The 21,035-nt window shown below is 68.2% G+C and carries 20 protein-coding genes and 1 riboswitch; of the genes, 13 read left to right on the top strand and 7 right to left on the bottom strand.

All coding sequences use genetic code 11. From position 1 onward, the window contains the following. Position 1: 1 nt before the first annotated feature. The 4 genes from D106_RS0104025 to D106_RS0104010 all read left to right on the top strand — a co-directional run bounded on the left by D106_RS0104025 (position 2) and on the right by D106_RS0104010 (position 2,694). A complete protein-coding gene (locus tag D106_RS0104025; RefSeq protein ID WP_018877027.1) occupies positions 2 to 256 on the top strand; it encodes a HypC/HybG/HupF family hydrogenase formation chaperone in 255 nt (84 codons plus the stop codon). Beyond that, complete coding sequence (gene hypD, locus D106_RS0104020) at positions 253 to 1,341, top strand: hydrogenase formation protein HypD (RefSeq protein ID WP_018879294.1); 1,089 nt, start codon at positions 253 to 255, stop codon at positions 1,339 to 1,341. The genes D106_RS0104025 and hypD overlap by 4 nt, the downstream gene beginning before the upstream one ends. Next, positions 1,338 to 2,342, top strand: a complete 1,005-nt coding sequence (gene hypE / locus D106_RS0104015) for a hydrogenase expression/formation protein HypE (protein WP_018879293.1) — start codon at positions 1,338 to 1,340, stop codon at positions 2,340 to 2,342. The genes hypD and hypE overlap by 4 nt, the downstream gene beginning before the upstream one ends. 139 nt (positions 2,343 to 2,481) lie before the next feature. Further along, positions 2,482 to 2,694 carry a hypothetical protein gene (locus D106_RS0104010; RefSeq protein ID WP_018867579.1) on the top strand — a complete coding sequence of 71 codons (213 nt, stop codon included), beginning with the start codon at positions 2,482 to 2,484 and terminating at the stop codon, positions 2,692 to 2,694. A gap of 2 nt (positions 2,695 to 2,696) precedes the next feature. Here the strand turns inward: D106_RS0104010 and D106_RS0104005 are convergent, their stop codons facing one another. After that, positions 2,697 to 3,215 carry a GNAT family N-acetyltransferase gene (locus D106_RS0104005; protein WP_018879292.1) on the bottom strand — a complete coding sequence of 173 codons (519 nt, stop codon included), beginning with the start codon at positions 3,213 to 3,215 and terminating at the stop codon, positions 2,697 to 2,699. A gap of 148 nt (positions 3,216 to 3,363) precedes the next feature. Between D106_RS0104005 and D106_RS0104000 the strand changes: the two genes are divergently transcribed. Next, positions 3,364 to 4,314, top strand: a complete 951-nt coding sequence (locus D106_RS0104000; protein WP_018867581.1) for a PDC sensor domain-containing protein — start codon at positions 3,364 to 3,366, stop codon at positions 4,312 to 4,314. Positions 4,315 to 4,334: 20 nt separating this feature from the next. Here the strand turns inward: D106_RS0104000 and D106_RS0103995 are convergent, their stop codons facing one another. Further along, positions 4,335 to 4,880, bottom strand: coding sequence for a copper chaperone PCu(A)C (locus tag D106_RS0103995; RefSeq protein WP_018879291.1), 546 nt, complete (start codon positions 4,878 to 4,880; stop codon positions 4,335 to 4,337). Positions 4,881 to 4,933: 53 nt separating this feature from the next. Next, complete coding sequence (locus D106_RS0103990) at positions 4,934 to 6,862, bottom strand: TonB-dependent copper receptor (protein WP_026280557.1); 1,929 nt, start codon at positions 6,860 to 6,862, stop codon at positions 4,934 to 4,936. Positions 6,863 to 7,160: 298 nt separating this feature from the next. On the opposite strand from D106_RS0103990, the gene D106_RS0103985 reads away from it, so the two are divergent. The 3 genes from D106_RS0103985 to D106_RS0103975 all read left to right on the top strand — a co-directional run bounded on the left by D106_RS0103985 (position 7,161) and on the right by D106_RS0103975 (position 10,369). Further along, positions 7,161 to 8,111, top strand: a complete 951-nt coding sequence (locus D106_RS0103985) for a sigma-54-dependent Fis family transcriptional regulator (protein ID WP_018879289.1) — start codon at positions 7,161 to 7,163, stop codon at positions 8,109 to 8,111. A 331-nt stretch (positions 8,112 to 8,442) separates the two neighbouring features. After that, positions 8,443 to 9,279, top strand: a complete 837-nt coding sequence (locus tag D106_RS0103980; RefSeq protein WP_018879288.1) for a PP2C family serine/threonine-protein phosphatase — start codon at positions 8,443 to 8,445, stop codon at positions 9,277 to 9,279. Positions 9,280 to 9,331: 52 nt separating this feature from the next. Continuing rightward, the gene (locus tag D106_RS0103975) at positions 9,332 to 10,369 is read left to right on the top strand and encodes a LysM domain-containing protein (protein ID WP_018879287.1); all 1,038 of its coding nucleotides are present in this window, start codon (positions 9,332 to 9,334) and stop codon (positions 10,367 to 10,369) included. A 296-nt stretch (positions 10,370 to 10,665) separates the two neighbouring features. On the opposite strand, the gene D106_RS0103970 is transcribed toward D106_RS0103975, so the two are convergent. Both D106_RS0103970 and D106_RS0103965 read right to left on the bottom strand, forming a co-directional pair. Beyond that, positions 10,666 to 12,366, bottom strand: coding sequence for a serine/threonine-protein kinase (locus tag D106_RS0103970; RefSeq protein ID WP_018879286.1), 1,701 nt, complete (start codon positions 12,364 to 12,366; stop codon positions 10,666 to 10,668). A 20-nt stretch (positions 12,367 to 12,386) separates the two neighbouring features. Further along, a complete protein-coding gene (locus D106_RS0103965; protein WP_018867585.1) occupies positions 12,387 to 12,869 on the bottom strand; it encodes an FHA domain-containing protein in 483 nt (160 codons plus the stop codon). Between the two features lie 226 nt (positions 12,870 to 13,095). Here D106_RS0103965 and D106_RS0103960 point away from each other — a divergent pair, with 226 nt between their 5' ends. After that, complete coding sequence (locus D106_RS0103960) at positions 13,096 to 13,473, top strand: DUF5362 family protein (RefSeq protein WP_018879285.1); 378 nt, start codon at positions 13,096 to 13,098, stop codon at positions 13,471 to 13,473. Positions 13,474 to 13,514: 41 nt separating this feature from the next. Then, on the top strand, positions 13,515 to 14,612 hold the full coding sequence (locus tag D106_RS0103955; RefSeq protein WP_018879284.1) for a diguanylate cyclase: 1,098 nt from the start codon (positions 13,515 to 13,517) through the stop codon (positions 14,610 to 14,612). A 30-nt stretch (positions 14,613 to 14,642) separates the two neighbouring features. Here the strand turns inward: D106_RS0103955 and thiC are convergent, their stop codons facing one another. Next, complete coding sequence (thiC, locus tag D106_RS0103950; RefSeq protein WP_018879283.1) at positions 14,643 to 16,532, bottom strand: phosphomethylpyrimidine synthase ThiC; 1,890 nt, start codon at positions 16,530 to 16,532, stop codon at positions 14,643 to 14,645. A 77-nt stretch (positions 16,533 to 16,609) separates the two neighbouring features. Further along, positions 16,610 to 16,707: riboswitch (TPP riboswitch) on the bottom strand. A gap of 100 nt (positions 16,708 to 16,807) precedes the next feature. Between thiC and D106_RS0103945 the strand changes: the two genes are divergently transcribed. Next, the gene (locus D106_RS0103945) at positions 16,808 to 17,488 is read left to right on the top strand and encodes a TIGR00153 family protein (protein ID WP_018879282.1); all 681 of its coding nucleotides are present in this window, start codon (positions 16,808 to 16,810) and stop codon (positions 17,486 to 17,488) included. Between the two features lie 32 nt (positions 17,489 to 17,520). Continuing rightward, a complete protein-coding gene (locus D106_RS0103940; protein ID WP_018879281.1) occupies positions 17,521 to 18,780 on the top strand; it encodes an inorganic phosphate transporter in 1,260 nt (419 codons plus the stop codon). 42 nt (positions 18,781 to 18,822) lie between these two features. Here the strand turns inward: D106_RS0103940 and D106_RS0103935 are convergent, their stop codons facing one another. Next, positions 18,823 to 20,331, bottom strand: coding sequence for a YdiU family protein (locus D106_RS0103935; protein ID WP_018879280.1), 1,509 nt, complete (start codon positions 20,329 to 20,331; stop codon positions 18,823 to 18,825). A gap of 145 nt (positions 20,332 to 20,476) precedes the next feature. Between D106_RS0103935 and D106_RS0103930 the strand changes: the two genes are divergently transcribed. Further along, the gene (locus tag D106_RS0103930) at positions 20,477 to 20,980 is read left to right on the top strand and encodes a hypothetical protein (protein WP_018878231.1); all 504 of its coding nucleotides are present in this window, start codon (positions 20,477 to 20,479) and stop codon (positions 20,978 to 20,980) included. Positions 20,981 to 21,035: the final 55 nt, after the last annotated feature.

The following is a 21,035-nucleotide window of genomic DNA, read 5'->3' as shown; positions in this document are numbered from 1 at the left end:
GATGTGCCTTGCCATCCCCGGTCGTATCGACAGCGTGGAAGGTGACGACCCGCTGTTCCGCCAGGCGCGCGTGGCCTTCGGCGGCGTCACCCGCACGGTCTCGCTGGCCTGCACGCCGGAGGCCGGGCCGGGCGACTACGTGCTGGTACATGCCGGCATCGCGATCGCCACCATCGACGAGGCCGCGGCCGAACGCACCCTGGCCGCACTGCGCGAGATCCCCGAGCACGAGCCGCCCGCGCCGGAGGGCCCGTGAGGCACCTCGACGAATACCGCGACCCGGCGCTGATCCTGCGCCAGGCGGAGGCGATCCGCGCGGCCTGCACCCGGCGCTGGACCCTGATGGAGGTCTGCGGCGGCCAGACCCACGCGATCCTGCGCCACGGGCTGGACGACCTGCTGGCGGGCTCGGTCGAGCTGCTCCACGGGCCCGGCTGCCCGGTCTGCGTGACCCCGACCGAGACTCTGGACCAGGCCGTGCTGCTGACCCGCCGCCGGGAGGTGATGCTGTGTACCTTCGGCGACATGCTGCGCATCCCCGGCGCACTGGGCGACCTGAACGCCGCGCGCGCGGCCGGCGGCGATGTGCGCGTGATCTACTCGCCGCTGGATGCGGTCGCCCTGGCGCGCGAACACCCGCAGCGCGAGGTGGTGCTGCTGGCGGTGGGCTTCGAGACCACCGCCCCGGCCGCCGCGATCGCGGTACTGCAGGCCGAGGCCCTGGGGCTGCCCAACCTGTCGCTGCTGGTCTCGCACTCGCTGGTACCCCCAGCGATGGAGGCTCTGCTGACGGATCCGGACCACCGTATCCAGGGGTTCCTGGCCGCCGGGCATGTCTGCACCGTGGAGGGGGCGGCGGCCTATCAGGCAATCGCCGAGCATTTCCGGGTGCCCATCGTGGTGACGGGTTTCGAGCCGGTGGACCTGCTGGCCGGCATCCGGGCCTGCGTGGAACAACTGGAACGCGGCGAGGGCCGGGTCGAGAACCGCTATGACCGGGCCGCCCGCGACGACGGCAACGCGGCCGCGCGCGATGCGGTCAGCCGCGTGTTCGAGCCGGTCGAACGTGAGTGGCGCGGCATGGGCCGCCTGCCCGCCAGCGGGCTGGGTCTGCGCCCGGCCTATGCCCGCTTCGATGCGGTCGCGCGTTTCGGGATCACGGCCCCCGCGACCGGTGCGGACGGGCCCTGCATCGCCGGCGAGGTGCTGCGCGGGCTGCGCCGACCGACCGATTGCCCCGCCTTCGGCCGCGAGTGCACCCCGGACACTCCGCTGGGCGCGCCGATGGTGTCCTCCGAGGGGGCCTGTGCCGCCTATCTGCACTACCGGGGCGGGGCATGACCACTGAGGCGGTCCGCCTCGCGCATGGCGGCGGGGGTCGGCTGCAGGGGAAGCTGCTGGACGAGGTGATCCTGCCGGCACTGGGCACCCCGGCCCGCGGCGCCCCCGATGCGGCCGTGCTCGACGCACCGGACGGACGCCTGGCCATGACCACCGACAGCTTCGTGGTGCGCCCCCTGTTCTTCCCTGGCGGCGACATTGGCCGCCTCGCGGTGCACGGTACGGTCAATGACCTGGCGATGGCCGGGGCGCGGCCGCTGTGGCTGACGCTGGGGCTGATCCTCGAGGAGGGGCTGCCCCTGGAGGACCTGCGGCGCATCCTCGCCTCCGTAAGCGCGGCCGCCGAAGAATGCGGCGTCCGGGTGGTGGCCGGCGATACCAAGGTGGTCGAGGCCGGGCGCGGCGACGGGGCCTACCTGAATACCAGCGGGGTGGGCATCGTGCCGGAGGGGGTGCGGATCGCACCGGACGCGATCCGGCCCGGTGACATGCTGCTGGCCAGCGGTGACCTGGGCCGGCATGGCGTCGCCATCCTGGCCGCGCGCGAGGGACTGGGGCTGGACCCGCCGATCCCCAGCGACAGCGCCCCGGTCGCCGGGGCGGTGGCCGCGCTGCTGGCAGCCGATGTGCCCGTGCATGCCCTGCGCGACCCCACCCGCGGCGGCACGGTGGCCGCGCTGCAGGAACTGGCCCACGCCTCCGGCTGCCGCCTGGTTCTGGACGATGGGGCCATCCCGGTGCGCGCGGACGTGCGCGGGGCCTGCGAGATCCTCGGTCTGGACCCGCTGCACAGCGCTTCGGAGGGCCGCTTCCTGGCTGCTGTGCCGGAACCCGCGGCCGAACAGGCACTGGGCGTGCTGCGGTCACGACCGGAGACGGCCGGTGCCGTTGCGATCGGCCAGGCCAAGGCGGGCGAGCCCGAGGTCATCCGACGCCTCGCGACCGGCGTGGAACGCCGGGTGATCCTGCCCGCCGGCGAGCAGTTGCCCCGCATCTGCTGAGTCGCTGTTTGCAGCGCCTGCCGAGGGACCACGGAAACCGCCCGATGGAGTGCTCACGACGACACGGGATCACGCGCATGACGGCGGCGGCCGCCGGGCGTTATGGTGATCCCCCCGGTTCAATCAGGAGGAACCCCCGATGTCGATGCGCCCGTTGATTCCCGCAGTCCTCACGCTCGCCAGCAGCCCCGCTCTGGCCCACCCGGGGCACGGCCATGGCGAAGGGTTCTCGTTGCTTCACTTCCTGAGCGCTCCGGAACACGCGTGGCCGCTGGGCCTGGGCCTTCTGGCCATGGCGATCATCGTGGGGCTGTTTGCCCGACAGTGGCACCGCAAGCGCCCGCGGCGCTGAGCTCAGGGCGGAGAGGACGCGCCCTTCGCCGGCCACCAGTAACGCTGTTCGTAATCCCGGTCGCGATCGCGGACCGGCACCGGGGCGAAGCCCATGGCGGCGAAGAAACCGGCGGCGGAGGCCTGGGCCTTGACCAGCACCCCGGCGACACCGGCCTCCCTCGCGGCGGCGCGACTGGCCTCGACCAGTTGCCGCCCCACCCCCTGCCCGCGCGCGGCGCGCCCGACATAGAGGCCGTGGAGCAGAAGGCCATCCGGTATACCCTCCGGCAGTTCTTGGGCCCCCGCCGCCTCCCAGGCCGCGACGCCGACCACGTCGCCTGCGCACTCCAGCACGACCATGTCGAGGAACATCCGGTCGGCCTCGGTGTAGCGGTAGGCCGGCAGGGCCAGGCGGCGCACGCGTTCGGGCAACGGCCAGTCCTCAATCGCCTCGGCGACGAGGCGGTTGATGGCATCGAGATCCTCTGGGCGCGCGGCACGGGCAGTCAAGGTGGTAAGGGAGGTTGTGGTTTCGGGCATCGGTCATCAGGTTTGTCGGCACGGTTCCTGCTCGGACCTTTTGCGCAACGCGAAGTGCCAAACGCATGGAGCCACGAGGCCCTTCACGACAACGAAACCCCCGATCGGGGATAATCCGCGCCGCACCGAAAGGAGACGACCCCGCACCATGACGGAACTGAAGAAGGCGATCGAGCACCAGCGCGAGTACCTCGAGAACAAGCTGCAGGAGCCTCTGGCCAACATCGCGCGTCGGCTGTCCGCGGTCTGGCCGCGCCGCGAGGACCTGGACTCGATTCTGGAAGAGGCGATCCGCCAGATCCCTGAGGCCACGTTCGTCTATGCCCTGAATACCCGGGGCATCCAGCTCTCCGACAACATCTCGCGCAGCGGCGTACTGCCGGAGCATTTCGGGCGCGACCGGTCACAACGCCCGTACATGAAGGAGGTCGTGCCGGCGACGGGCTTCCTGCTTTCGGATGCCTACATCAGCCTGCTCGGACGGCGGCCCTCGCTGACCGCGCTGCAGCTGGTTCGCGACAGCGACGGCAATGCGCTGGGCTTTCTCGGAGCGGACTTTGACCTGCGCAACCTGCCCGACTTTTCCGAGGACCTGTACGAAGAGCCGAACGAGTGGCGGCAGATCAAGGGCGATCCGTCCATCCGCGGCACGCTGTTCCTGCAGAGCCGTACCGAGAGCCTGATGGACCAGAACATGGATACGGCCCTGGCCATCATCGAGGAACTGTTCACCGAGCGCGGGGTGTTCCAGGGGGTATTCCACTTCTCCAGTTCACGCGCCACGCTGTGGACCACCGAGGACCCGTACCGCTACCGCATCCTGACCCACGAATCCCTCGGCGATCCCGACGTGTGCCTGGCGTTTCCGCACGAGCCGTACCCCGAGGAGGCACTCATCCCGAAGGACGAGGTCGGCCGGGTACTGGAGGGGCTGAAGGCCTTGCGCTACGCGGACGAGACCATCTACCTGCGCTCCGCCTCCATCAACCTGTTCAACGGCATGGTCAGCCTGACCTTCTCCTGTGACGGCTCGCACTACATGACCTGGGACGAGTTTCTCGGCCGCTCCATCGAGTTCTGGATCGGCGCCACCGGGTAGGTGTCTGGCCCCCTGACGGGTCAGTGATGGTGATGGCCACCGGCCCCATGGCCCTGTCCATGGCCATGACCCATCCCTCCATCGGCTCGCCGGACTTCGGCCTCCACGGTGAACACCTCGCCTGAGCGGGTATGCAGCTCGATAGAGACTTCCTGGCCCTTCTGCAGGGGCTCGTGGAGGTCAATCAGCATCACATGCAGGCCGCCTGGCTGCAGCGCAACTTCGCCACCGGCCGGAATGGTGATGGCTTCCACCTCGCGCATGCGCATCACGCCCGCGTCGTCTTCCACATGATCGTGAAGCTCGGTGACCGCCGCCACCGGCGACGACCCGGACACGATCTCGATGTCTTCTTCCGTCGTGTTGCGCAAGGTCATGTAACCCGCGGTGCTGGGCATTCCGGGGGGCATCAGGCGCACCCAGGGCCGTTCATCGATCTCGACGCCCTCCATGCAGTCACAGAACCCCGGCTCTTCGTGGCCCTCAACATGATGGGCATGTACACCGGATGTGGCGAACAGACCGACCAGCGCGAATGCGCAAAGCGTGCGAATGGATGTGTTCATTTCTTGCTTCCTCGTAGTGGGCCGCCGGCGCAACCCATGCGCCCGATATTGGCTCAGAATTCCACGGTCCAGTTGGCCCATAGCGTTCGCCCCGGCTCGTTGATGGAGCGTGTCGCGGTGCCGAGCTCGGCCTGACCGCGCTGGATATGCTCGCGGTAGCTGCGGTCGAACAGGTTGTCGATACCGAAGGTGACCCGCGAGTTTCCGAAGACCTCCATCCCGACATAGACCGCGGTGGTGGCAAATCCGGGCGTTTCCTCGGTATCAAAGCTGTAGATGGTGCCGTGATCGAGGTGGATGCGGTCCTGGCGCGCAACGCCGCGCACCTGCGCCCCGGCAAAGCGGTTCCCGGCCGCGTACTCCAGGCCCAGCGTCAGCTCGGCAGGGGGCGTCTGCGCCAGAGGCACGCCATCACTGTCATTCCGGGCACGCACCCAGGCGGCGCTGGCGCGGGCGGTCCAGCTTGGGTGCAGCGCCCAGGCCAGGTCCAGCTCGGCGCCATAGGTGGTGGCATCGACGTTGCGCGCCTCGGGGGCGTCGCGGGCGATCAGGATGTAGTCATCGAACTGACCGTAGAACACGGCCAGCGACCCGGTCAGATCGCCATGATGCACCTGTACGCCCAGATCGAGCTGGGTGAGCGTCTCGGTCTCCAGCTCGAACACGCGACGGCGTTCCCAGAAGTCGGCGGCGCGTTCGGCCCGCCCGATACCCAGGTACCCGGTGGCCGGCCAGGCCGCGAAGTCCTGTTCGACCCGCAGGAAGCCGCTCATCTGGTTGCTGCTGTCGACGCTTCCGGTCGCGGCACCACCAAACCCGTTTTCGGCCTGGGCTTCGGCCCGCGAGCGATCCACGCGCAGCCCCGTGACCAGGCGGCGGGTATCCGTCAGCGGATACTCCAGCTCCGCGAACACGCCGGTATCGCGGAATCGGGCGGTGTCGTTACGTGGCACGTCACGCCAGCCGAGCGCCGCCATGCCCATCAGGCGGTTTCCCCGGTGCCGGTTACGCTGATATTCGGCCCCCGCGTGCAGCAGGGCCTCGCCCGGCAGCACGAAATCAGCGGCGAGGCGCGCCCCGGTCGTCACACGGTCGGGGTAGCTGACCATCGGCATGCCCGGTGGCTCGCGCAGCGTGAAGTTGTCCATCACGTGGTCGATTTCGTTGTAGAAGACCCGGGCCTCGATCTGGTCCAGCCAGGGTGCGAGGCGCTCTCGGGTCACGGCCAGGCTGTAGCCGGTGCGCTCGAATTGCGTGCCGTCCATGCCCCGATCGTCGTAGGCGGCTTCGGCATCCGAGCGGTCCAGGGTGAACTCGACCAGAGTGTCGTCATCCGGGCGCCATCCGACAATGCCGGTGCCACTCCAGCGCGAGTACTGCGAGTGCACGCTATTGCCGTCGCCATCGCGATAGTCGGACTGGTCGGACAGGGTGCCAATGCCGCGAATGTAACCGTGCTCGTTTCCGGTCGCGATATCCGTGACCAGATCGAAGCGGTCGAAGCGACCCACGGTGATCCCCGTAAAGCCCCGGACCTCTCCGGCGGTTTCGAACCGCGGGGCCTCGCGCTCGAAGCGCACCACGCCGGCGGGGCTGGCACCATAGCGCACGCTCTGCGGTCCCTTGGTGACCTCGATATGTTCGTAGGCCTGCGGATAGACATAGGCGGTTGGCGGGTCCATCCGCCCCCCGCAGCCGCCGAGGATCGGGGCGTCGTCCAGCAGGATCGACAGGCGCGAGCCCCCCAGCCCACGCAGCTCCGGGTCTCCACTGGTGCCGCCCTTGCGGCTGACCGTGAACCCCGGGATGGAGCCGAGATAGGCGCCGCCGTCGTGGGCGGGCAGCGGGAGGCGAGGCTGGCGCGGGTCGGTGGTCACCACGCCTGGACCGGTCATGGGCGAAGCCGTGATGACGACCGGGCTCAGCCGCGGCAGTTCATCGGCTGCCAGGGGCGTAACGGCGAGTATCAGGCCCGCACCCATCATCAGACAGCCCGGCAAGGCGTATCGCGCTTTCATTGCATCCTGCTCCTTTGTCCATCAGGAGCCTGGACAAAGGCAAACCCCGTGCCAGCCCGCGTGGGCCCTCTCAACACACTGTTCGGAGGAGTGTTTTGCGCGCGGTCGCTCCGTAGGAGCCTAAGCCGAGGGTGTGGCAAATGCCATACCGGGCGCGGCAAAGCTCGCACTTTGACTGCTGCCGCGCCGCGTCGCATGCCTTGCCAGACGGGCCGGGTCCGGGCAGGCTTTCAGTCCTGTTAATCCGGTTAGATGTTGTCTGATGGACGTCCCTCCCGAACTGATTGGTGACTCCCCCGAACTGCAGGCGCTGATGCGGCAGGCGAGTCTGGTTGCGCGTACCGACGCGACCGTATTGGTTCAGGGCGAGAGCGGAACCGGCAAGGAACGGCTGGCGCGCCGGATCCATGCGCACAGCCGGCGCAGTGCGGCACCGCTGATCAGCGTGAACTGCGCGTCCCTGCCGGCCGATCTGGTCGAGTCGGAGCTGTTCGGTCACCGTCGCGGGGCCTTCACCGGGGCACACGAGGCCCAGTCCGGCCTGATTCGCCAGGCCGATGGCGGCACCCTGCTGCTTGACGAGATCGCCGAATTGCCTCCCGGGGCACAGGCCAAGCTGCTGCGTTTTCTGGAGAGCGGCGAATGCCAGCCGCTGGGGGCGGCTCGCCCCGAGAAGGTGGATGTCCGCATCATCGCCGCGACCCACCAAGACCTGAACCAGCATGTGACCGAGGGCCGGTTCCGGGCGGATCTGTTCTTTCGTCTGTTTGTGGTGCCGCTGGAAATGCCACCCTTGCGGCAGCGCCAGGGCGATGTGCGGCGTCTGGTGGAGCATTTCCGCCTGGAGCTCGCCAACGCCCATGAGCTTGAACCACCACACTTCACGCCAGAGCTGTTGCGCTGGCTCGAACGCTGGCCATGGCCTGGTAACGTGCGTGAGCTGAAGAACCTGGTCGAGCGCTGTGTAATCTTCATGGCCGGTCAGACGATCCGGCCGCAGGATCTGCCGGATTCCTGGATGCAGTCGCCGCGCGACCAAAAACACGGTCCGTGGGTGATCCCGCCCGACGGTCTGAGCCTGGAACGCCTGGAGATCGACCTGATCCGGCAGGCCCTGGAGCGTACCGCCGGCAATCGCTCGCGGGCTGCCCGCCTGCTCGGGATCACACGCGACACCCTGCTGTATCGCATGAAGAAGAACGCGATTTCATAGCCCCTGCCCGCCCGGCTCCCGGTGTTGTCTTCGGGTAGGTATCGGTGCTTTTACCCCTCCGGCAAACGACGTGCTCTGGGGCAGTTTATCCCTCGCTCAAACCCGGCCCACGGATTCTGCCCAGACGGGCAGCACCTTTCATAGGGTGGGCGCGTGGTCACGGAACTACCACCGCGAGAGCGATTCGGAGCCTGTCGGGTTTCGACGATCGTCGCGAGCGCAGGGCAGCAGATCAGTCCCAGATCCGACAGGCTCCTAGCCAACCGCTGCAGGGCCTGGCAGGCACGAGCCGACTGCGCGATCATGGCGGGACTGCCAACCGGGAATGGCTATGGAAACCGGATACGCCAGGGAGACAGGTGGCCGCGCCGAGCAGCAGGATGCGGTGACCGTGCTGCACGGGCCCGACGGGCAGAGCGCGTTGCTGCTGGTGGCCGATGGCATGGGCGGCCACGAGGGCGGGGCGCAAGCGTCGCAGACGGCCGTGGCGACGGCCGAACGCCTGTGGAATCGCTGCGCGGGGCGGACCGCGGATGGCCCTGCCCTGCTGGAGAGCCTGTTCCACGAGACCCATGCGGCCCTGCTGGAACAAGGCGGCGCCGATCCGGCCCTGTGCCCCGGAACCACACTGGTAGCCCTGTACGTTACGCCGGACTCGGCCTGCTGGGCCCATTGCGGCGACAGCCGCCTGTATCACATCGAGGGCGACCGCCTGCAGGGCCGCACGCGCGACCACACACGGGTGCAGCAGCTGGTCGACCAGGGGGTGATCCGCGAGGCGGAGATGGCCACGCACCCGGAGCAGAATCGCTTGCTGCAGGGTCTGGGCGTGGTCGACCCCATACGGGTCGACCATGACGCGGCGCCCGTGACCGCCCAGACCCGCTTCCTGCTGTGTTCCGACGGCTTCTGGGAACAGTTCGCGCCGGACGCGATCGTCGAACTGCTGGACCATCCCGATCTGGGCACCGCGACCACCGAGGCGGCCCGCGAGGCGGCGCGGCGCGCCGGGCCCGGCGGCGACAACGTGGCGCTCGCCACCTGGCGGGCGGCGCGACCCCGTGGCCGGTTCTGGCGCCGGCACCTGAAGGCCCGTATCCAGCCGACGCTGGCGCTGTTGCTGCTGCTCGCCGCGGCGCTGGCGATCCTGCTGTGGCCGCTGGACTGATGCCGATCGTATACTCCAGGCGCCGCACCGCGCCCGAACCGAAGATCTTGCCATGACGCAGTTCCGCACCCTGCCTTTACGCCTCGTTCTGCTCGCCGCGCTGGCCGGGCTGCTGCCCGGTTGCGCGCAGTTGCAGGGGGTATTCAACCCGGATGCGGAGGCCGAGGAAGAAACGGCGCCTGCGGAACCCCCCGCGCCCGAACCGGCAGCGGAAGAACCGGAGATCGAACGTCTGGAGATCGCCGAGATCGTGCAGCTCCTGCAGCGCGGCGAGATGGACCGGGCACAGGTCGCGCTCGACCGGATCCTCGCGGACGAGCCGCGGAACCACGCCGCCCGTCATCTGCGCGAGCAGCTTTCCGGGGATCCGCGGGCCATGCTCGGCGAGGCGCATTTCGAGCACACGGTGGAACCGGGTGAGACGCTGGCCCGACTGGCCCGCGAACACCTGGGCGATGCCAACCGCTTCGTGATCCTCGCGCGGTACAACGATCTCGAGCGCCCGGACCGATTGCTGGTCGGGCAGCGACTGCGCATCCCCCGGGATGCCTCCTCGCTGCCGCGCGACGCGAGCGACCTGGATGATCAGCTGACCGCGCTGGACCCGGATGCCGCGCCCGGCGCGGGCGAGGACGGCCTGCGCCGGGCCCTCGAGGCCGACCTGGCCGCGGAGCGTTTCGGCGCGGCCCTGGAAGTCGTGGAGCGGGCCCGCGAGCACCCCGAGGCGGAGACGCAATGGGCCGACTGGCTGGAGCCCCTGGCACTCGAGGCGGAGAAGGGCTACTGGTACCAGCGCAGCCTGGAGGCCCGGTCAGCCGGGGACACCGCGGAGGCGCTGGAGGCCTTTGGCGAGGTGCTCGCCCGGGACCCGCAGCATTCCGGCGCCCGCCAGCACCACGCCGAACTGGAGCAACAGCACAAGGAGGCCCTGCATGCAGAGGCCATCGTGCGCTACCGCAACCAGGACCTGGATACCGCGATCGCGCTGTGGGACGAGGCGCTGGCGATCGACCCCGAGTTCGAGGCGGCCCGCGGGTACCGGCTGCGCGCGCTGGAACTGCAGCGCCGGCTGGACGCCCTCGACGGTTAAGGAAACACTGATCCCTGTACACGCTCGCGCTCGAGTCGCTTTTGCGTGCGTTTAATGCGCGGTGACCGCCATGCAGTCATTCTGCACAAGGGAGCCGCAACGCCGTTCGCGCACCCGTTTTTGATAGCAACGGGCGGCCGAGCCCCTTCGGGGTTGGTACCCCAGGTTTTCCGATTCTGCGTTGCGCCCCAAATCCATCCGAAACGGGCCGGTAGAACCACTACCCGCTGCACGATGCGCCTGGTCTCGGAAAACCTGGGGTGCCAACGCGAGCGTGTACAGGGATCAGTGTTTCCTTAGTCGGTTCCGGTCCGTCTCGGGGCCGCCTCGGACGGCAGGTCCTCGGGGGCCAGTTCCTGGGTCCGGTCCCCGGGAGATGCTGCGTGGCCGGTGCCGGGTTCGCTCACCCCGTCCGTGCGCCGCTTCATGCGCGCCTCCAGCGAATCCGCCATCGCGTTGTAGGCACTGAAGACACGTTCGAAGTCATCCCGACGCCGGGCCCGGATGCGCGTGTCCAGCCGTCCCTGACCGATCTGGTCCAGGGCGCCGCGCAGGCGGTCCAGGGGTTCCTGCAGGCGCCGGGCCAGGACGTAGGCCCCCAGCAGCACCGCGAGCAACGTGACCAGGGTGAGCATCAGCAGGGCCATGAACGTGGCCTCGTTGGCCGCACGCAGCGACCCGGTGGACAACCCGACCTGGAGCTGGCCGATGTGGTGATCCTGGTAGCGCACCGGGGCCTCGAACAGGAACAGCTCCCCGCCATCCGGCCCGGCCACGGACCACACGGCCTGGCCGTCGCGGCGCTGGAGGAGATGCTCCTCGGGCGGCGGCTGATACGGCTGGCCCATGGCCTCGGGATCGCTGCTGGCCACCACCCGTCCGCGATGGTCCGCCACGCTCAGCAGGGCGATCTCGCGGTTGGCCTGCATGTCGCGCAGGCGGCCCTGGACCGCGATGGTGTCCTCCAGCAGCAGGTCCTCGGCGCTCTCCACCGAGATGATCTGGGCGAGCGTGGAGCCATAGTCGAAGGCCAGGTCGGTCATCACCGCATTCTGCTTCTGGTGGACCAGGGCCCCGCCGACGACCAGCGTGACCGCGACCAGGACCCCCATCACCGCCGCCCAGCGCAACCGCAACGGGACGATGCGGCGGCCCGCCCCGGCCCGCTCACGTTCGCTGCGTTGCTCTTCGATGCGTTCGAGGTCCACCAGCAGTTCGCCCGCCGACTGATAGCGCTGGTCCGGGTCTTTCGCCAGCAGGCGCACTACCAGCTCGACCAGTTCCTGCGGGCAGTCGCGCACGATGACTCGGGGTGACGGTACGGGGTCCCGGACCACCCGGGTCAGCAGCGTCTCGACATCGTGGCCACGAAACGGCGTGGCGCCGGTCAGGAGTTCGTACAGCACCACGCCGACCGAATACAGGTCGGCCCGCGCATCCGTGGGCTGGCCGCGCACCTGCTCCGGGGCCATGTAGTGTGGGGAACCGGCGACATAGCCATCATCGTCGGCCCGCCAGTCGGGGTCGCTGAGGGTGCGGGCGATGCCGAAGTCCATCACCTTGATATTGGCCGTGGCGCTGGTGACGATGATGTTTTCCGGCTTGATATCCCGGTGCACCACACCATGCCGGTGCGCGTAATCGAGCGCTTCCACCAGCTGGATGGCGATCTTCAGGACATTGCGCAACAGCAACGGACGGAACTGGTCGGCGAATTCCGCGAGCGTAATTCCGTCCAGCAGCTCCATCGCGATGAACGGCTGGTGATCCGACTCGCCGACATCGAAGATGGTGACGATACCGGGGTGGGTCAGCGTGCCGGCCGCGCGGGCCTCGGCCAGGAAGCGCCGGCGATACTCGGGGCGGCAGGCGTAGTCGGGCTGCAGGGATTTGATGGCCAGCGGCCGGCGGATGTCCGGGTCGTAACCACGATGGATCACGGCCATCGCACCGCGACCGATCTCCTCGCCGACCCCGTAGCGCCCGATCCGCTGCATGGGGGAGCCGGGCCCGGCCCTCAGGCTGTCTCGAGCAGGATGCGCGCGATCACCGCCAGCACCAGGACCACGACCGCGATACCGAGCCAGCGCCAGCGCGACCGGCGGCCACCACCGGGTCGGGCATCGGAGCCGTCATCGCGGCGGCGGAAGACGAACTCGGCACGCCCGAAACGGACATGGTCGCCGTCCTTCAGCACGGCCTCGTGCACCTTTTCGTCGTTCACCCAGGTCCCGTTGGTGGAGAGCAGGTTGACCACCCGGCACTCGCCCCCGTCGTTGACCAGCCAGGCATGCTGCGAGGACACGCTGCCCTCCTGCAGGACGATGTCGTTGTCCGCCTGGCGACCGACCGAGCGCTTGCCCGGCTTGAGCGTCAGGCGCTGCTGGCCGAAGGGCTCGGAGAGCCCCACCAGCACCGGATGGCCACCGGGCGGGGTCTCCTCGCCGGCGGGATCGGCTACCGCCTCCGGCTCGGGCACGGCCTGCCCCTGAAACAGCATCGTGCCCTGCGGCCCGCTGCGGCCGGCATCCCTGCGTCGTCCCTGATCGCTCATACATCCCCCTGCTTCTCGAGCCGTGACCCGGCCCTGCTCTTCGGGCTTGCACCCGGTCGAGTATGCACGGGCTGCACGCGCCAAAACAACGAATGCGTCACAGCATGAGGCGGCCTGCTATGCTCCGGAGACCCACCCGTCACGACCAGCCAATACGACAAGGAGTCTGAACATGGAACAGGACGCAACCAGCGGGGCCGACCTCCGCGGACTGATCGAACCACTCGTTCGCGGGAAGTTCTGGATGCAACTGATCGGCATCATGCTGATCATCTCCGGCGTACTCACCGCCCTGTCGATCATCGGCATCATCATCGCGTGGATCCCGATCTGGGCTGGCGTGGTCCTGATGCAGGCCGCCGGTGCCTCCCAGCGCGCCTTCGAAAGCGGCGACCCCGAGGCGATCAAGTACGCGCTCGGGCGCCTGCGGATCTACTTCACGATCTTCGGTGTGCTGCTGCTGATCTACCTGATCCTGATGGTGCTGGGCATGATCTTCGGGATCGGTGCCGGACTGATGGGTATGGGCGGCATGAGCGGCGCCATGTAGTTACCCTCGCCCGCGGCTCGGGCCAGAAGAGGAGTCAAGGCTTGGATAACACCAGGCGCCCACGGGCCCTCTGGGACCCGCTGCACCGGGAAGACACCGCGGTTCAACAGGCGTTCGACGCCTGGCATCGCCAGGCGCGCATCCCGCAGGTCCGCTATGTCGCGCTGCTGACGGCCCTGATGTACCTCCTGTTCAGCGCCGTCGAACAGTCTGTGGCGGCGGACCTGCACAGCGAACGACTGGTCGCGCATGCGATGCTGGTGCCCGGCCTGCTGCTGGCGGTGGCCGCGATGAGCCTGCGGGCCCCCCTGCAACGGCCGATGTGGGCCCTGCTGATGGTAGCGCCGGTGATCGCGAATGGCGCCAATCTCTATCTGAACACCGGGTCGCCGCAGTTCCTGGTGTTCGCCCCCGAGATCTACCTCAGCATCATGTGGACCTTCGCGATATCGGGCCTGCCGCTGCGCCCGGCCACGATGGCCGCCACCGCCATCGTTGCCCTGGTGATTGTCGCCGCCTTCCGCGATCCCATGCAGGGCGAGCTGATCCAGCTGCATCTCCTGTGGGTGCTGGCCGCCTTCAGCTTCGGCGCGCTGAGTGCCTTCATGCTGGAGCATGCGCGCAAGCACAGCTTCCTGCAGCAACGCCAGCTGGAACGCTCGGCGCAGGTCGACGAGCTGACCTCGCTATGGAACCGCGCCCATATCGAGCGCCTGTTCGAGGCGGAGCGGGCCCGCACCGAGCGCTACGGCGAACCGTTTTCGGTGATCCTGATGGACATCGACCACTTCAAGGCGGTGAACGATACCTGGGGGCACAGTGCCGGTGACCGCGTGCTGCGACAGTTCGCGGACCTGCTGCGCCAGAATCTGCGCGAGGTGGATGCGATCGGCCGGATCGGGGGCGAGGAGTTCTTCGTGCTGCTACCGCAGACGCCCGTCACGCAGGCACAGGGGGTCGCCCGTGACCTGCAGGCCCGTATCAATGCCTTCGACTTCGAGACGGTCGGGCGGCGCACCGCGAGCTTCGGCGTGACCGAATACCGGCCGGGTGAAAGCCGGGTCGACACCTTTGATCGTGCCGACCAGGCCCTGTATGCGGCGAAGGAGAACGGCCGCGACCGCATCGAGGTGCGGTAGGGCGTCCTGACCCGGGCCAGCCCCGCTGGCCTACACCTCGCGGTAGATCTTCGCGCCCTTCTCGACGAACTCGACCGCCTTTTCCTGAAGGCCCTTCTTCAGGGCCTCGTCCTCCGAGATGCCCTGGGCCGCGGCGTAGTCGCGCACGTCCTGGGTGATCTTCATCGAGCAGAAGTTCGGGCCGCACATGGAGCAGAAGTGGGCGACCTTGTGCGCCTCCTTCGGCAGGGTCTCGTCGTGGAATTCGCGTGCGCGCTCCGGGTCCAGCGCCAGGTTGAACTGGTCCTCCCAGCGGAACTCGAAGCGCGCCTTGCTGAGTGCGTTGTCCTGCAGCTGCGCGCCGGGGAAACCCTTGGCCAGGTCGGCGGCGTGGGCGGCGATCTTGTAGGTGATGATGCCGTCGCGTACGTCCTGCTTGTTGGGCAGGCCCAAGTGTTCCTTCGGTGTCACGTAGCAGAGCATCGCGGTGCCGTACCAGCCGATGTTGGCCGCGCCGATGCCGGAGGTGATGTGGTCGTAGGCCGGGGCGATGTCGGTCACCAGCGGGCCGAGGGTGTAGAAGGGCGCCTCGAAGCAGTCCTCCAGCTCCTTGTCGACGTTCTCCTTCACCTTCTGCAGCGGGACGTGGCCGGGGCCCTCGATCATCACCTGCACGTCGTGTTCCCAGGCCTTCTGCGTCAGCTCGCCCAGGGTCTCCAGCTCGCCGAACTGGGCGGCGTCGTTGGCGTCGGCCAGACAGCCGGGGCGCAGGCCGTCGCCCAGCGAGAAGGAGACATCGAACGCCTGCATGATCTCGCAGATCTCGTCGAAGTGGGTGTAGAGGAAGTTCTCCTGGTGATGCGCCAGGCACCACTTGGCCATGATCGAACCGCCGCGGGAGACGATGCCGGTCACCCGGTCGGCGGTCAGCGGCACGTACTGCAGGCGCACGCCGGCGTGGATGGTGAAGTAGTCCACGCCCTGTTCGGCCTGCTCGATCAGGGTGTCGCGGAACAGCTCCCAGGTCAGGTCCTCGGGCTTGCCGTCGACCTTCTCCAGCGCCTGGTAGATCGGCACGGTGCCGATCGGCACCGGCGAGTTGCGCAGGATCCACTCGCGGGTCTCGTGGATGTTCTTGCCGGTGGACAGGTCCATCAGGGTGTCGCCACCCCAGCGCGCGGACCACACGAGCTTCTCCACCTCCTCCTCGATCGAGGAGGTAACCGCGGAGTTGCCGATGTTGGTGTTCACCTTCACCCGGAAGTTGCGGCCGATGATCATCGGCTCGAGCTCGGGGTGGTTGATGTTGGCCGGGATGATCGCGCGGCCGCGGGCGATCTCCTCGCGCACGAACTCGGGGGTGATTTCATCCGGGATGGAGGCGCCGAATGATTCACCGGCGTGCTGCCGCAGCAGCTTCTGGTAGCGCGGGTCGGCGCGCAGCGCCTCGAGGCGGTTGTTCTCGCGGATCGCGACGAACTCCATCTCCGGGGTGATGATGCCCTGGCGGGCGTAGTGCATCTGCGAGACGTTCGCGCCGGCCTTCGCGCGGCGCGGCGGGCGGATGTGCTCGAAGCGCAGGCGGGCGAGCTCCGGGTCGGCGGCGCGGGCGCGGCCGTACTCCGAACTCGGGCCGTCCAGCCACTCGGTGTCCGCGCGTTCGTCGATCCACGGGCCGCGCAGGTCCGCCAGGCCCCGGTGCAGGTCGATGCTCGCCTCGGGGTCGGTGTAGGGGCCGGAGGTGTCGTACACCGGGATCGGCGGGTTCTCCTCGGGCGTGCCGGAGGTCATCGTCGGCGTCTGCGCGACCTCGCGATACGGCACGCGGATGTCCGCGCGCGACCCCTCGACGTAGCGCTTCTCGGAGTTCGGGAACGGGCGGGTGACCTCCGCGGAGACCTCGGCGGTCTTGCGGGCAAACGACTCTGGGATGGCGCTCATGATCGGACCTCTGCTGTCGCGTGAGGCGAAGGGAGCGCGGGCAGGGCGATCGCGGGGGCAGGGACCCCGGGTACAGCAGACCGTTGACCGAGCTTCCCTCCGCCGGTGTTAACCGGTTCAGGTTCAAGGGGACTCTCTCAGCCCGCATCCACGGCGGGCACCCCCAGCTCTGATCCACGAGTCTAGCGCAGAACGGCGGCCTCGACACGAACAAGTCCGCGCGGGCCACGGTGTTTTGCGTTAGATTATGGCTTTGTGACAACCTTCGCGCCGCCATGTCCCCCAAGAACTTCGTCTTCGAGCTGTTTGGCCGTTCCCCGGTGCGCCCGCTGCAGGCGCACATGGAGAAGATCCGCGCCTGCATCGCCGAGCTCCCCCCGTTCATGGAAGCCATGGCGCGCGATGACTGGGAGGCAGCGCGCGAGCAGCAGCGCAAGATCGCGAAGCTGGAGCGCGAGGCCGACCGCCTGAAGAAGGACCTGCGGCTGCACCTGCCCAAGGGCATGATGCTGGCGATGTCGCGCCGCGACGTGCTGGATACCCTGCTGATCCAGGATCGCATCGCCAACATGGCGAAGGACATCGCCGGGCTGATGCTGGGCCGCCAGATGCAGTTCCCCGACAACATGCGGGAACCGATCAAGCGTTTCCTCGACCGCAGCGTGGATGCGGTCGATCAGGCCGGTCGGGCGATCAACGAACTGGACGAACTGGTGGAGGCGGGTTTCCGCGGACACGAGGTCGAGGTCGTCAACGGCATCCTTACCGAACTGGACCAGATCGAGCACGAATCCGACGAGGCCCAGCGCGAGGTGCGCGAGATCCTGTTCGCCCAGGAGGCGGAGCTGCCCCCGGTTAACGTGATCTTCATGTACCGCGTGATCGACTCGATCGGCGAGCTGGCCGACCTGGCCCAGCGTGTAGGCAGCCGCCTGCAACTGATGCTGGCGAAGTAACAGGCCATACCAAGTAAGGAACCGAGGACCGCATGGAATACAGCACCCTGTTGCTCGGCCTTGCAGTGATCTTCGGCCTGTTCATGGCCTGGGGCATCGGCGCCAATGACGTCGCCAATGCGATGGGTACCTCGGTCGGCTCGCGCGCGCTGACCATCCGCCAGGCGGTCTTTGTCGCCGCGATCTTCGTATTCTCCGGGGCCTGGCTCGCCGGCGGCGAGGTCACCCAGACCATCCGCAGCGGGATGGTCGACTCCAGCCTGATGGCGGACAACCCCGAACTGCTCGTGTACGGGATGCTGGCCGCGCTGGCCGCAGCCGGAACATGGCTGCTCGTGGCCTCCTACTTCGGCTGGCCGGTCTCCACGACCCACTCCATCATCGGCGCGATCGTCGGCTTTGCCGTGGTGGGGCTGGGGTTCGAGGTGGTGCGCTGGGAGCGCGTCGGGACCATTGCGATGTCCTGGGTGGTCTCGCCCATGGTCGGCGGCATGATTGCGTTTGCCCTGTTCCGCAGTGTGCAGATCCTGATCCTGGACACCGTCGATCCGCTGAAGAACGCCAAGCGCTGGGCCCCGCTATACATCTTCCTGACGGCCTTCGTCACCGCCCTGGTCACGATGTTCAAGGGGCTGACCCATGTCGGGCTGGATCTGACGACGCTGCAGGCCTATGGCTTCGCCATTCTGATCAGCGCGGTGGTGGTCGTGCTCGGGATGATGGCGATCCGCCGCCTGCGCTTCGACGACCCCACGGGCGTGGGCGAAGAGGGCTCCCATTTTGCCAATGTCGAGAAGGTGTTCGGCGTCCAGATGGTGGTGACCGGCTGCGCGATGGCCTTCGCCCTGGGCTCCAACGACGTCGCCAATGCGGTGGGGCCGCTAGCCGCGGTCGTGGACGTGATCCAGACCGGCGATGTGAGCACCGAGACGGTCGTGCCGATGTGGGTGCTGCTGCTGGGCGGGTTCGGGATCGTCTTCGGCCTGTTCACCTACGGCCACAAGGTCATCGCGACCGTCGGCACCGGCATTACCCAGCTCACGCCCAGTCGTGGCTATGCGGCCACGGCCGCGGCGGCGGCGACCGTGGTGCTGGCCTCGGGCACCGGCTTGCCGATCTCCACCACGCACACCCTGGTCGGCGCGATCCTCGGGGTGGGCCTGGCGCGCGGGATCGCCGCGATCAACCTGGGGCTGGTGCGGATGATCTTCCTGTCCTGGATCGTGACCCTGCCGGCCGGGGCCATCCTCGCGGTGGTCTACTTCTACATCCTGCGCGGCATCCTCGGGTAAGCTCGGGGCATTCATTCCACACCCCGCACGCATTCCGTCCGGTCAGGACGAACAACTCAGCTGGATGCCGCTGGCCCACGCCGGGGGCAGATCGGCATAGGCCTCGAACTCGGGCTGCTCGTCGAACGGCCGGGCGAGAATCCGCTGCAGGCGCAGCACCTCGGAGGGATCACCGGCCTCGGCCCGCTCGATTGCGGCCTGCGCCAGGTGGTTGCGCAGGATGTACTTCGGGTTGACCGCGTTCATCGCCGCCCGGCGCGCATCCGCCGCCCGGGCTTCCTGCGCCAGGCGTGCCTGGAAGCGCGACCACCATGCCTGCCAGGCGTCCCGATCCTCCAGTTCCGATTCCAGCTGCGCGCGCGTCTCCGCCTGCTCCAGATCCGGCAACTGGCGGAAAAAGCGGGTGTAGTCCACGCCCTCGGCCGCCATGCGGGCCAGCAGGTCCTGGATCAGGGCCTCGTCGCCTTCCTGCGCCGCCTGCAGGCCGAGTTTCGCCCGCATGCGCGCGAGCCAGGCACGGCGGTACTGCGGCTGGAAATCCTGCAGCAAGGCCTTGGCGCGCTCGATCGCCGCCTCCCGGGTAGGGTCGGCGAAGTAAATCACCAGGGTCTCGGCCAGGCGGATCAGGTTCCACTGCGCGATCTGCGGCTGCTGATCGAAGGCGTAGCGCCCGCCCTGGTCGGTGTGGTTGCAGATGTAGCCGGGGTCGAAGGCATCCATGAAGGCGAACGGACCATAGTCGATGGTCAGCCCGGCCAGACTCATGTTGTCGGTGTTCATCACCCCGTGACAAAACCCGATGGCCTGCCAGTCCGCGATCATCTCCGCGGTGCGTCCAATCACCGCCTCCAGCATCGCAGCCACCGGATCTTCGGCATCCACCAGCTCCGGATAGTCGTGCGCCAGGGCATAGTCGATCAGCTCCTGCAGGCGCGCGCTGTAGCCGTTGTAGTGGAAGTACTCGAAATGGCCGAAGCGGAGGAAAGACGGCGCCGCCCGCAGCACGATGGCCCCCGGTTCGATACGCTCGCGATAGACCCGCAGACTGGAACCAAACAGCGCCACGGCCCGCGTGGTAGGCACACCCAGCGCCGCCATCGCTTCGGAGACCAGGTACTCGCGCACCGAGGACCTGACAACCGCACGACCGTCCGCCCCTCGCGAGTACCGGGTTGGCCCAGCCCCCTTGACCTGCAGTTCCCAGGTCTCGCCCCGGGCGGTTCGGACCTCGCCGAGCAGCTTGGCGCGACCATCCCCCAACTGTGGCACGAATACTCCGAACTGATGACCGGCATACACCGATGCCAGGGGTTCGGCGCCCGGCAGCTCGCTCCCCCGGGTACAGGCCCCCAACCACGGATCGCGCTCCAACGCGGCCGGGTCCAGGTCCAGGCGACCGCACATGTCGGGGCTTGCGGCCAGGCAGTTGGCGCCGGGAAACGGGGCCGGGGCGGGCCGGTCATAAAAGGCCTCCGGCAACCGGGCGAAGCGGTTGATCCACTCCAGTTCCGTTTCGGGGAGGTCAGATTGTGCAGGGTCGTGGACCGACATGGGGCAGCTCGGCAGGTTGCGGTGTCAGGGGTTATCATGCGCGTCGCAACGACCCCGGTTCAGGAACCCACGGCGGTCGCACGTTCATTCCCCGGCCGGGGCCCGTGGCCACCGGCCGTCCGCATGCATCCCGGAGGCAAGCCCCGTGTCCGAACAAGACAACCCCAAGCCGCAGAACCTGAAGACCAGCGAACGCCTGGTGTGGCTCGGCTTCATGCTGTTCTTCGTGGTCGTGCTGGCGATCTACATCGCCCGCGGCAACGGTCTGGAACAGGATCTGTCGGAGGCCAACCGCGACCTGCTGCAGGCGCAGATGCAACTGCAGCAGTACACCCGCCACGAAGTGCCGCGCCCGGTGGAACTGGGTCTGACCAACGCCCACATCCAGGACCTGCAACGCCGCGGCATGGTGCGCCCGAATGAGCGCCTGGCCGACGACCTGATGCCGCAGACCGACCTGATCCCCCACGAGGCCCCGGCGGGCGAGGAATACGCCTTCCGCCGCGACGGCATCCACATACTCAACCACCAGTGGGTGCTGGCGAACTTCGAGGGTGACTCCGCGCATGGCCAGTTGCTGCTGGCCTACGAGGTCGTCCACGGCAACGTGCACTGGGAAGTGCTGGAGTCCACGCTGGATCGCAGGTAAGGCTCGCGGCGAACGGGGTCGCGCTCTCCCCGTGTCCGTCCGGCAAGGCCCTCTG

The organism is Thioalkalivibrio sp. ALE9 (assembly GCF_000377445.1).
Lineage (GTDB): Bacteria > Pseudomonadota > Gammaproteobacteria > Ectothiorhodospirales > Ectothiorhodospiraceae > Thioalkalivibrio.
Note: the sequence above shows the minus strand (reverse complement) of the source record. Positions and strands in the feature narration are given on the sequence as shown.